Consider the following 14,382-nt stretch of genomic DNA (forward strand, 5'->3'; position numbering starts at 1 on the left):
TATCATGAAAAAACCTACTTTTTCTAGAATAGCCTTAATTGCCCTAACACTTCTTTTAGGACAACTGACATTTGCTCAAAACTACCAACCCTTTAACCCGCGATTTAATGAGGATTTAAAAGGAGATATCGTCCTAATTGGAAATAACATTCTCGGACCAAATAACGAGCCTTTTAATAATAATTGGGTTTATAACCATCAAGTTGATATGACCTATATTGATATTGATTCCGATGGTTCTACCTTTAGTTCTTCAAGTGCAGACTTAACCATACCAAATCCTAATTGTTATAGAATTATATATGCAGGTTTATATTGGGGAGCGGTAAATCCTGGAGATGCTCCTATAACCGAAGTAAAATTTAAAGGGCCTTCTGGTGGTTATAATGATATTGATGGGACAATTATTTATGAAGCAGGAAGTAATACCGTAGATGGTGGTGATAGCTTTTCTTATGCGTGTTTTGCCGATGTGACCTCTATTGTTACTAGTTTTGGTTCTGGTGCTGACTTAGGAACTTACACCGTTGCTAATGTGTCATCAGCTGAAGGAAGAACCGCTTCTTATAATCCCTATAATGGTACTGGTCAATCGGCTGGTTGGTCTTTATTTGTTGTTTATGAAGATCCGACTTTACCTGGTAAATCAATTACTAGTTTTGATGGTTTTAGTGCGATTAGTGTTGCTGGTGGAAACCCAACATTAGATATTCCTGTAGATGGTTTTAGAACAGTGCCTGCTCCTGCTCCTGTAAGAGCTAATTTTGCATTTGCAACTTTAGAAGGAGATAGCCCTATTCTAGGAGACCGTTTAAGGTTAAATGGAGTAAGTTTATCGACAGCAGATCGTCCTGTGTCAAATTTTTTCAATAGTTCTGTTACACAATTAGATGCTACCCCTGTTAATGATAGAGTACCTAATAGTACCAATACTTTAGGATTTGATACTGGTGTTATTGCTATTCCAAATCCAGGAAATACAGTTATTGCGAATGATGCTACTTCTGGTACTATTCGGTTAGAAACAAGTGGTGATACTTATTTTCCATATTTCTTTGCATTTGCAGTAGAAATTATAGAACCTAACATTGTCTTGACTAAAATTGTAGAAGATGACACTGGTAATAATATTGGTGATCAATATGTTGGTTTAGGATCGTCTTTAAATTACGTCATTGGATTTCAGAATACTGGTAATGATCACGCTACAAGCTTTCAAATTAGAGACATTCTACCTGTTAATATTATTTTTAATTATCCAGATGATTTAGTGTTACCTCCTGGTGTGTCTGTTTCAAGTTATAATCCAGCAACTAGAGAGATTATCTTTGCTATCGATGATTCTTTAGTAGAAGAAAATGATCCTGTTTACGAAATACGTATTGAAGTTGAAGTTGTAGAGTCTTGTAATTTGTTAGTTGATGCCTGTACTAATATCATAAGTAACCAGGCTTTTGCAAGTTATAATGGGTATTATAATCCTAATTTTAATATTACAGATGATCCAAGTTTAAGTAGCAATACAGGTTGCTTATTATCGCCTCAAGCAACCAATTTTTTAGCCGATTTAAATTGTACTTTTTCTCAAGATATTGTTTTATGTGGTGAAAGTGTGGATTTAACCGCAGCCAATGGTTATGATTCTTATGCTTGGTCAACGAGTCCAACAGGAACACCTGTCATTGGTGATACACAAACTATTACCGTTACGGAAACAGGATCCTATTATTCTTTTAATACTGCTGTAGCACCTTGTCAATCTATTGTTCAAGAATTTCATGTGGAAATTTTTGGAGGAAACACCACTAACCCAGTCATTCCGTACGCAGATGAGGTTGTAACTTGCCCTAATGATGGTAAATTACTACCAAATATCTTTTTATGTGGTGCTAATGACTCAAGGTTAATTGAGACTAATATTGCCAATTCAACCTCAGTTATATGGGAAAAATTAGATGAAACAAGCTGCTCGGCTGTTACCGATGCAGATTGTGCTAATGAAGATGCGTCTTGTACGTGGAATGAAGTAGAAACTGGAGCTAATTTTCTTGCCGATACAGCTGGCCAATATAGATTAACTATTAATTATCCTGGAGGCTGTTTTGTGCAGTTTTATTTCAACATATATGAAAACATTCTTAACGCTACTGTAAACGCCACAGATATCATATGTACTACAAACGGAAGTATCACAGTAAATGGAGTACCTTCTGGATATGAATACAGTTTAGATGGTGTTACATTTCAAGATAGTAATGTATTTTCTATAGATACGGCAGGGATTTATACGGCTTATATTAGACAAGTTGGAGTGACTACAAACCCTTGTGTTTTTACAGTGCCAGATGTTCAAATTAGAGATAGAGCGTTTACTGGGTCTACAATTGTAACTCAACCTTTATGTCATGGTGATAAAGGAACAATTCATTTGGCGGCCAATGATATAGATCCACAATATTCATTTTCACTTTCTCAAGGAGGAAGTTTAGTAAATAGCGTTGGGCCTGTAGTAGATAATACACATACTTTTCAAAACTTAAATCCAGGAACGTATACAGCCACTATAACTTCTGAAAATGGCTGTACATTTACTGAATCTATTACTATAACTGAGCCTCCATTATTAACAGTAACTGTTGCTTTAACAAACCCATTAAATTGTACTGATGGTGAAATTACCGTTTATCCTGAAGGAGGTACACCACCCTATTTTTATTTCGTAAACGGATCTGTTGATTTTCAGTCTGTGCCAGAAATTGTTGTAACAGCAGCTGGTGACTATAATATTACAGTTACAGATTCTAATAACTGTAGCGCAGAGGTTACAATTGCTGTAGATGCCATTTCTAGTCCTGAGTTTACTGTGGACATTACTGATATTGCTTGTGCAGATGCCAGTGATTCGGGCTCTTTATCAATTGATGTCACCAATGCCAATGGTAGCAGCATTGAATATAGTATTGATGGTGGTACGACATTTGTAAATTCTAATGTATTTACAGGATTAGCAGTTGGAAACTACGATGTGATTTTACAATACACCTCAGGTCCTGATGTTTGTGAAACTATTCCTCAGACCGTTACAATTAGTTCTGCAACAGCTATTACAGGAACGGCTGAATTAGCTGCCCCTTTTACGTGTTTATCAGACGGAACTATTATTGTTACAGATGTTACTGGTGGTGATGCACCTTATACATATAGTATTGATGGAGTAACGTTTCAAACAGGTAATACGTTTAATAACTTAACTGAAGGAAACTATACTGTAATCGTAAAAGATGCCAGTGGATGTTCTTCTGCCATGAATCAAATTACAATTGAAGCATTAAATCCACCAACGGATTTAACCTTTGATAATTCACCTATCACTTGTCCTACCAATACCTCAACGATATCTATTATTGGTACTACAGGTGGTACAGGAACATTAGAATATCAAATTACAGCGCCTGCTTCGGCCGCAACAGGGTATCAGACAGAAACAGATTTTTCCGATTTAGAACCGGGAACATACACCTTTCAAGTTAAGGATGAAAATGATTGTGTGTATAGTGAGACTTATACCATAGACCCTATCCCTACTCCAACCTTATCTGTGGTATTAACTGAAGGGTTAGATTGTACAACATCACCTGATGCCGTGATTACTGGTACGATTTCAGGTCCAGCACCTTATACTTATGCTGTTTCTATTAACGGTGCTACATATTCAAATTTAGGCACAACAGGAACACCTTTTACATACACTACGGGAACGGCAGGAACTTATCAGTTTCAGATTACCGATGCCAATGGTTGTACCGCTGAGTCTTCAGAAATCGTCATAAATCCATTATCGTTACCAGCCTTAAGCTTAGTAACGCTATCAGAACCTATTTTATGTAATGGTGATACTAATGGAGCCATCGATGTAACTATTGATACTTCTGTAGGTACACCGCCTTTTGAAATTAATGTTACCAATACTACCACAGGTATGGATTATGGTACACAAACCTCTGGTTTAACTGCAGGTAACTATACTGTAACGCTTACGGATTCTAAAATGTGTACAGCAACAGAAACAGTAACAATTAATGAGCCAGATGCTATAATAGTGGATTATGACGCTATTGATATTACTTGTGGTGCCGGAGGTGTATCTCAAGGGTCTGTTATTGTAAATTCAGTAGTTGGTGGTACAGCTCCATATAACTATTTCGTTACGGGAACAAATGGATACGCAAATTCAGAACTTAATAATATAGGTTCAACATCGGTGAGTTTTGATGTTGTTGATTTCGGGTTGTATCAAATTAATGTGGTTGATGCCAATGGTTGTTCCGTTATAGTTCAGGATGTTCTGGTAGCATCACCTCCAACAGATTTAGACATCGATGTAACAGCTACGGTAGATTGTTCTACTGGAGGTGAAGCTGAAGTAAGCATTGGTTCATCTCTTACAAGTGCAGGACCATTTTTCTTTAGTATTTATGAAGGTCCTAGTTCTGTTTACCCAACAGGAACATGGTTAGCAGAGGACTCTGTAGGAAGCGAATCAGCAACCTTTACCGGATTAATACCAGGAGTATTATATACGTTTATAGTTTATGATCAATCTACAAACTGTAGCTATTATGAGCCAGCAACGGTTCCTATTCCTACGAATTCAACATTAACCGCAACAGCTGTTAGTGCTCAAAATATTACGTGTACAGGAAATGCTGACGGTAATGTATCTTTTACAGTTAATAGTGTTTATGGTAGTGCTGTTTCTGTAAATTATGAGATTTTTGATTCATTAAGCTTAACATCAACAGGTATGACGGGTTCAGGATCTGTGCCTGCAAATGGTGCATTAAACGTTTCAGAATTAGGACCATTACCATTTGGAAACTATTTTGTTTCAATTACAGAAACTTCAGGTCCAAATGCAGGTTGTGGTGTGGTTACTGTACCTTTTAATATTACAGAATCTGCTTTTCTTTTAGAATTAGACGTAACGATTGATCAAAATGCAAATTGTAATCCTAATTCTGGAATTATCAGTGCTATCGGATCCAACGGTACACCTCCATACTTATATCAAATTACAACAACACCTACTACTCCATTGGCAACTGATACAAATTGGAATAGTTCGAGCACCTTTAATAGAGATGCTGGTAGTTATTATGTTCACGTCAAAGATGCTTATAACTGTATTGTCACAAGTGCTGTTCAAGTTTTAAATAATGACCCAACTCCAGTAATTTCTGCAAGTTTAACCAATCAATGTACAGTTGCAGAAGGAGCATATGAAATTGATGTTACTTTAGATACTCCTGGTATGCCTCCATATAGTGTAAGTATTAACGGAGGTGCATTTGAAACACGTACTTTTCCATTTACACTTTCAAATTTATATTCAGGAACTCATACCGTAGACATACAAGATGTAAATGGTTGTGGTAATAGTGTATCGATAGATGTTGTTCCTCCTTTGGCTATAACGCCAGAAGTTACAGCATCACCTTCTTGTAATGATGATGATGGTGAAATTACAATTACGGGATTTGGAGGTTCTGGATCTTATGGGTATAGCATTGCGCCTAGTCCGGCTTCTGTTAGCCTATCAGGAAATGTGTTTGCTGGAGTACCTTCAGGATCGTATACAATTACGGTAACAGATACAGTAACTTTATGTTCTGAAGACGTTACGATTTCGGTATCTCAAGCCGTTCTGCCATCGTTTACAGTAACTCCAAATACAATCACGTGTTTTGGTGATAACTCTGGATCGTTTGAAATAAATATTGAAGATTATTCCGGAGCCTATACTTATGAAGTATTTGATAGTTCTGGTGCGTCTGTAACAGGTCTTGTTAATGCACACACAGCTACAAATCCTGAAATAGTAACAGGAATGGAAGCTGGAACATTTTCAGTAATAATAACTGAAACTGATATTCCTTTCTGTTCAGCTACATCTAGTGTAATTATAACATCACCATTAGAAGCTTTAACCCTTGATGCGTCTGAAACTTCAAACGTAACATGTAATGACAGTGAAGGAACTATTACAGCAATCGCTTCAGGTGGTTGGGGAGATTATGAATATGAACTAACAGGTGCTACTACAGTAGCTTATTCTTCAAATGGAGCATTTACTGGGTTATCTGCAGGCACATACACTGTAAATGTTAGAGATTCAGGTGGTTGTATTGTGTCAGAAACTATGACGTTAGAAACTCCTACTCCAATTGCAGCGACGTTTACACCTAGTGCAAATGTTTTAGCATGTTTTGGTGATCGGGATGCTAGTATTACAATTACAAATGTTACTGGTGGTCAGGGTTCTAATTATACTTATACATTAAATACCGTATCTCCAACACCAAGTGTTTCTGGTCCTCAAACATCTAATGTATTTGAAAATTTAGGTCCTGGAACTTATTTTGTAAGAATTACAGATGGTTATGATTGTGACCTGATTTCTGAGAATATTGAGATTACAGAGCCTACACCAGTTGAGGCGAGTTTAGTGAGAACAACAACACAAACCTGTTTAACAGAATCTACCTTAACATTAAGTGCAACGGGAGGGACTGGACTCTACGCATATAGTGATAATGCTTCTTTTACTCCAATACTTGGAACTTTTGCAACATCAACGACATTTTCGGTGCCAGACGGAACGTACTCTTATTACGTAAGAGATGCCAACGGTTGTGTAACTAATGTTTCGAATGAAATCACTGTAGATCCATTACCTACTTTAGAAGTAACCTTAGAATCTACTAACCCAACTATTAATTGTGCTGGTGACAACAACGGTTCTATTTTAGCAACGGCAATTGGTGGATTAGGAAACTACACATACACCTTACAAGATGATTTAGGTAATGCAGTCATCGCTACAGAAAATAGTCCTGGTTATTTTACAGAACTTTATGCCGGTGACTATGTCGTTTTAGTAGAAAGTGGTGATTGTACTGCGACATCTGCTCCAATTAGTATAACAGAACCAGACGATCCATTAGATGCTTCAATCGTTGTTAATAATGTAAGTTGTGCTGGTAGCAATAATGGGTCTGTTGAAATTTCAGCTACAGGAGGTACAGGAATTATAAAGTATGCTATTTCACCACAACTCAATCAATTTTTTGAAACGAACACTTTTGAGAATTTAATGCCAGATGATTACACTATTATAGTACAAGATGAATTAGGTTGTTATCTAACTTTCGATTTTACAATTACAGAACCTTCACCTGTAATCCTAAGTATCGTTGCAGATTCATTTATTCCTGAAGTGTGTGCTGGAGATGTTAATGGCGAATTTAGTATAGACATTTCAGGAGGTACACTTCCTTACAGTGTAGGTTTAGATGATTATAATGGTGTTTACACTACAGGAAGTGCGATACAAACAGAATTTGATTTCTCTAATTTAGAAGGTGGAGACCATACGGTTTTTGTTAGAGATGCTGAAGGCTGTGAGTCTGAATGGAATATTACTTTTCCAGAATCCGTAAGTATTCTGCCAGAAGTAACTATTGAATATATCTGTGAAGATAACCAACAAGGAAATATCGTAACCGTTACAGTTGATGCTTCAATTGAAGATCTAACGCAACTAGATTATTCATTAAACGGAGGACCATTTCAACAAAGCAATATCTTCTATAATGTCCCAGTAGGTACAGACCATTACATAGAAGTGCAACACTCTAATACGTGTATTCAACAAACCGACTTTTTTAACATTGTAGCCTCTGATCCTGTGACGTTATCACTTGAAGAAGGCGAACTCAATGAATTTATAGCGAATGCTGAAGGTGGTTCTGGTGATTACCAGTACACTATAAACGATGAAGATTACGGTAGCGAAAACACATTCATTATTTACGAGTCAGGCTTATACACTATAACAGTTACAGATAGTAGCGGCTGTTTTGCAACCGTTGAGGTAGAGTTAGTATTTCAAGATATCTGTATCCCTAATTGGTTTACACCAAATGGTGATGGGAAATTTGATACGTGGTCACCAGGATGTATAGAAAATTACCCAAATCTCACCTTCGATATTTTTGATCGCTATGGTCGTAAAGTAGCGACATATAGAGTTGGTGAAGCTTGGGACGGAAAGTATATGGGGAAAGATTTACCAACCGGTGATTATTGGTTTGTTGTAAAAACAAATGATTCCATACACGATAAAGAATTTGTCGGACACTTTACACTTTACAGATAATAGCCATAACACTTAGAAAGATAACATTATGAAAAAATTCACACTATATATTCTTTTTTTGGTCTTCGTACAAAGTTATGGCCAAGAATTAAACTTACCTGTTTGGACGCAGTATTTGGCAGATAACGATTTTGTGGTATCTCCTACGTATGCAGGAATTGGAGATAACCTAAAAATTAGAGCTAATGGTTTAACACAATGGGTTGGTATCAAAGATGCTCCGGATAATCAATCCGTGTATGCCGATTTTAGAATGGCAGACCGCTCAGGAATAGGAATATCTGCCTACAATGACAAGAATGGAAATACACGTCAAAAAGGTGTTAAGTTTTCTTTTGCGCACCATTTAACTTTAGATTATAAAACGAAACAGTTTGTATCATTTGGATTGTCGTATAACATTAATAGTTTTAGAATTGATATTGAAAATTTTAATACTACCTACGACATTCCAATCCTCGATCCAACAATTACAGATGATAGATCTGTTTCTAATAATAATTTTGATGCCGGAATTTTATACCGTTGGAAAGCATTTTTCTTAAGTTTTAATGCCAATAATATTCTAAAAAAAGATTTAGACCCATACACTGGCTTAGAACCTAGCCGTCTATTAAATTATCAGTTATATACTGGATTAGTGATAAAAAACCGTCATAATAAAGATGTTGAATTTGAACCATCTGTGTTTGTACAAATGTTTGATAGTGATAGACGTTCTAGTACAGATTTAAACTTTAAATACAGAAAATTTAATAGAAAAGGAGATTACTATTTTGTGGGAGGTTCTTACCGTTTCTTAAACGACCAATTCTTTAAGCCACTAAATTTAGGGCCAATGGCAGGTATTACTTTTAATCAGTTCTTTTTTGCGTATTCGTATCAATTAACAATGAATGATCTATCCGGTTTTAATTCAGGGACACATATGATAACAATCGGTTTAGACTTTTTACAAGGCGCTAGTAATTGTGCCTGTACTAAAGGAACGAGTCAAAGTTATTATAGATAAACGTTTAAAGTATACCATTTTAGTTAAAAACATAGATTTAGATCTGAATTGATTTTTTTTTACACATAACTATCTCTTAATGTTATGTTTAAGTTCGACGATTTAATAATCCGTACAACGGAGTTTTTAAAGGTTTAAGTAAATTAATAGTTACGTTTACTATGCTATTAATTATTAGACCTATTCAATGAAAAATCATTTCACTAAGAAATGGTTTGGGCAAATCCCATCTTATATTCAGTCCAAATCATTCAAAATTAGATCCACACTCATTATAATTGCATCATTGTTATTATTTGGTGCATTCCCTTATTTTAATGGTCAAGGTCCAGGATTAACACTACAGGATCATGGCACTATTGGTCCGTATGCAGATTTAAAATTTCCAGATGAAGCTAATATTGACTTGTCTTTAACGCATAGAGTTGCCTACCCAAATTTAACATTTAACTCTCCAATAGTTTATAAAGCGGTACCCAATCAAAATCGCATTATATTAGCACAACTCGATGGAGTTATCTATTGGTTTGACGATGACGAAACCACAACAACAAAAACCGTATTGTTAGATTTAAACGAAGATGTAGGAGTGGTTCACGATGGTGGTTTTTTGGGCCTAGCATTACATCCGGATTTTAATGCTGCCGCAAATGCTAAAAATTATATTTACGTTTATTATACTTCAGAAAATTGGAATAGTGAAGATGAACCAAGGCCAGGAACACATACTGGTCAGGGTTGTACTTGGAGCGAAGGCACAAGAAATGAATACCAAGGAAACTCATTAATTTTAGAGCGTTTTGAGGTCGATCCTACAAATTTAACTTTTATTCCTGGCTCTAGGCTTAATTTGTTTGATGTAAGAATGTATGGTACTACCCATTATGGTGGTGGAATGGATTTTGGTGATGATGGATTTCTATATTTAACTATTGGAGATCAGGCTTCTTGGAGGCGTGCTCAAGATATTACGGACAATTTTAATGGAGGCGCTTTAAGAATAGACGTAGATAAAGATCCTACTAAAAGCCATGCGCCAATTAGAAAAAAACAAGATGTTGGATATGTTGGTGAATCTTCAGGAATTAATTATTGGATTCCTAACGACAATCCTTTTTTAAGTCCAGATGGTTCACGCTATGAAGAATATTACAGCGTAGGATTAAGAAATCCTTTTAGAATGTCTAAAGACCGTGTTACAGGTGAATTTTACATTGGTGACGTTGGCTTAAGCTCACATGAAGAGGTGAATATCCTAAAAAAAGGTGCAAATTACGGATGGCCTATATATGAAGGATTTGGGTACAGAAATACCAGTTGTGCTTCCATGTTAGACGGAATGCCACACGAAGAACCTTTAACAGAATTTTCAAGAAATGACGCAAGGGCTTTAGCTGGCGGCTATGTATACAGAGGAACAGAAATTCCTGATTTATATGGGGTATATGTCTGTGCCGATTATTCTAGAAATGGAATTTTTACGGTAAATACGCTTACTGGAGATTACGAACAAGTCTCTAGTTTACAAAATGTAATTTCCTTTGGTGAAGATAAAGATGGAGAACTGTATTTGCTAAGACATGGTAACAACAGAAACATACATAAACTTATTGAAGGCGTCGATAATGGCTATGCTCCCATGCCACAATTACTTTCAGATACAGAGGTTTTTACTAACATGACAACCCTAGATGTAAAACCAGGTATTGTGCCATATGAGTTATATGAGTCATTTTGGTCTGATGGCGCATTAAAAAGACGTTGGATTGCTGTACCAAATAACGATGGTGTACATAGCGGAACTAGTGAACAAATAAAATATTCTGAATATAACGATTGGGAATTTCCACCAGGAACCGTAATCATTAAACAATTCGATTTGCAAATTGATGATAACGATCCCTCTATTACTAAAAAAATTGAAACTCGTTTTTCTATTGCCGATAGACATGGAGGATGGTATTATTTAACCTATAATTGGAATGATGCACAAACGGATGCTGTATTACAAACCACAAGTTTAAATGAACCTGTTACCATTTCTACCAATAATTCAGGAGGTACAAGAACACAAATGTGGCATTTTCCATCAAATTTAGAATGTGTATCCTGTCATAATGAGGCTAATAATGGTAACTTAGGTCTTAAAACCAGATACTTAAATACCGATTATACGTATAATACAACTGGTTTAGAAAGAAATCAGTTAGTAACTTTAAGTCATTTAGGGATTTTAGACCAAACCATAACAGATGCAGACACAGAAGCCATCATAACTAATAAAAGAATAGATGATTCTCAGGCTTCATTAGAAGATAGAGCAAGGTCGTATTTAGATTTAAACTGTGCATATTGTCACAGATTGGATAATCCTTTAAGAACCAGTTTCGATTTACGTTATTACAACAGCCTTGAAGCTACAGGTATTTTATCTACAGGGATTTTAAGTCCATTAGAGATTGATCCGGATGAAAAAATAATATATCCAGGTGATGCTTCAAAATCGATACTTTATCATAAGATTAATAGTGTTAATCAAGCTATTATGATGCCTCCTTTATCTAAATTAGAAATTGATGACTCAGGAGTCGCTTTAATAGAAGAATGGATAAATCAATTGGATTCCGATATTACTGGTATTGAGAACAATCCTAACCCTATGAGTAATTTAGCACTTCTACCTTCTGCAGTTAATTCTGGGTTTACAGGTCCTGGTATGGAACAAGGTCGTGGCACTCCTTACGAAATTTTATATGAGCCTTTAACTGGCGAATACAAAACCTTTTCTCAATATGCTGAATATGGTGTAAAATATCAATATAATCAAGGACAAGTAGATGTAGATGATGGCTTCTTTTGGCGTGTGGATTGGCCCAACCCTAAATTTGTGAATTACGTTACTATTGGTGGTTCGTACAGTGGACAATCTCAAGAATATACTATGTGGAGAGTCAGTTACTTAAGAGAGGGCAATTGGATAACTATAGATGAAGGTCAAGGAGGCTGGATAAGTGGAGGTACTTTTCAATGGGGAGGAAATCAACAAGTGCCTATATATGCTGAAGCTTTACGAGTACAACTTTATAGCGATGGTATTCATGATGTTAATAGTATTCATATCAGAGGGAGAGGCGCTTCTTCAGGTGCTGGAAATAATGCACCTAACAATCCCAATCTAAACGATATAAACTCAGAACCTAAAGCCACTCTTGTACAGTTTGTACCATTCGATAATTTTACAACAATAGAGAATGTTATTGCTGGCACCCAACAAACAACCTGTAATGTTGTTGATAACACCTACTCACAAGATGTTATTGTAACCTATTCAAATGCACCAGAAACAGGCTCATTGGTTGTTAATGGTCAAAGTTTCCCAATTACCACGAGTCCACAAACAATTACTTTAACCGGATTACCATCCAATGGACAAGCAGTAGAAATTGAAGCTGAATTCACAGATGGTTACAAAAGTTTATATAATAGTAACGCTACAGTATTTACAGCTCCAGAAAACTGTGTAGATCTCATTGTTGGTGTTGATGAAACTCTTGAAATTGATTCGGATTATACGGTTCCTGCAGCTGGTAAAATTGAAATTTTTGAAGGCGGTAGTTTAACTATTACAGGTAATTTAGTTGTGAATGGTGAAGTAATTTTAAACTCAATATCAAATAAGTATTCAAGTCTAATTGTTGAAGGAACAAGTACAGGTAACGTTAATTATAAAAGACATGTTAACGCCTTTAATGGTGTTACAGGTAATGATTTAATTTCAACTCCGGTTAGTGGACAAACATTTGGTGATTTTGCGATTAGCAATAATGAAAATTTATATGAAAACCCATTAAATACATCTCAGAAACTGTTTGGTCCTTTTAATGAAACTTCAGGAACCTATGGAGTCTACTCCACCGACACAAATGCAGCAACAAATTTAGAATTAGGTGTCGGTTATAGAGCTGCCAGAGAAAGCTCAGATGATGCCTTGTATGGCACTACCCTAACCTTTACAGGTAATGTTGCTACCAATATTGTTACTCATAATATAACCACTTCAGGGTCGTCTTATAGTGGATGGAATTTAATTGGAAACCCATACACATCCTATATTGATTTTGACACCTTTTTTAATCATAATAAAAATGAGCTTAATAGTGGTGCTTACCAAGCAGTGTATGGTTACGATGGTGATACCACAAATGGCTGGACTGTTCTTAATAGTTTAAATATTACGGAAGGTAAATTAATTGCTCCAGGACAAGGATTCTTTGTAAGAAGTCAACAAGGAGGAGGCACCATAGAATTTACACCAGAGATGCGTGTAAGCGGTACTAGTGACGACTTTATATTAGGAAGATCAACACCTTCAGCTCATATTGGGTTTTTAAAACTTAAGTCTAGTGCATTAAACTCAGAATATACTACAGATATCTATTTTAATACCAATGCTACTTCAGGTCTAGATCCTGGTTATGATGCTGCACTTTATACAGGTAGTGCTCCTGCTTTTGCAATTTTTTCTCACCTCGTAGATGATGATTCAGGAGTGCCATTTATGATTCAAGCACTAGATGAGGTAGCCTTAAATAATGCTACAATTGCATTAGGAGTTAATGCGGCCCAAGGTCAGGAAGTCACAATAAGTATCGAGGCATCCGACTTGCCAGATACAGTTAATGTCTACTTAGAAGATACGGCTCATAATACATTCACTTTATTAAATTCAGACACCTATACATTTACTGCTCAAAGTGATTTATCTGGCGTAGGTCGTTTCTATATTAGATTTGAAAATGAAGTACTTAATATAGATAATCCAACACTGAATGTTTTAAAGATTGCAGCAAACCAAGCTGAACGTACCATTGAGATTATAGGTCCGTTAGAAGCACAGACAACATTAGTACTTTACGATATTAACGGTCGAAAAATTTTAGATACAAATTTAGACCTTACTTCTACAAACCAATCCGTAAATGTTAAACACCTATCTACAGGAATTTATATTGTAGAGCTAGCAATGGTTTCTGGAAATACCCGAGTTCAAAAATTAGTTATCGAATAGACCTTTTTGTCAGGAGAAGAAAAACGCAAAACTTTATATAGGTTTTGCGTTTTTTTATATCTAAAATTCTAATTTATTAATACT

3 protein-coding genes are annotated in these 14,382 nt (G+C 35.9%); all 3 read left to right on the top strand.

Translation table 11 applies throughout. The features are described 5' to 3' along the window. Positions 1-4 precede the first annotated feature (4 nt). The 3 genes from C8N41_RS14350 to C8N41_RS14360 all read left to right on the top strand — a co-directional run bounded on the left by C8N41_RS14350 (position 5) and on the right by C8N41_RS14360 (position 14,298). Positions 5-8,218, top strand: a complete 8,214-nt coding sequence (locus C8N41_RS14350; protein WP_115839768.1) for a T9SS type B sorting domain-containing protein — start codon at positions 5-7, stop codon at positions 8,216-8,218. A 28-nt stretch (positions 8,219-8,246) separates the two neighbouring features. Then, positions 8,247-9,230: a PorP/SprF family type IX secretion system membrane protein gene (locus C8N41_RS14355; protein ID WP_092447618.1), complete on the top strand. Its 984-nt coding sequence runs from the start codon at positions 8,247-8,249 to the stop codon at positions 9,228-9,230. A gap of 187 nt (positions 9,231-9,417) precedes the next feature. Beyond that, positions 9,418-14,298 (top strand): PQQ-dependent sugar dehydrogenase, encoded by a 4,881-nt coding sequence (locus C8N41_RS14360; protein ID WP_115839769.1) that lies wholly within the window; start codon positions 9,418-9,420, stop codon positions 14,296-14,298. Positions 14,299-14,382: the final 84 nt, after the last annotated feature.

Origin of the sequence: Winogradskyella sediminis (assembly GCF_003387355.1) — a bacterium.
Lineage (GTDB): Bacteria > Bacteroidota > Bacteroidia > Flavobacteriales > Flavobacteriaceae > Winogradskyella > Winogradskyella sediminis.

Coding starts and splice junctions, on each gene's coding strand:
- C8N41_RS14350 (WP_115839768.1), top strand. CDS start 5: ATGAAAAAACCTACTTTTTCTAGAATAGCCTTAATTGCCCTAACACTT.
- C8N41_RS14360 (WP_115839769.1), top strand. CDS start 9,418: ATGAAAAATCATTTCACTAAGAAATGGTTTGGGCAAATCCCATCTTAT.
- C8N41_RS14355 (WP_092447618.1), top strand. CDS start 8,247: ATGAAAAAATTCACACTATATATTCTTTTTTTGGTCTTCGTACAAAGT.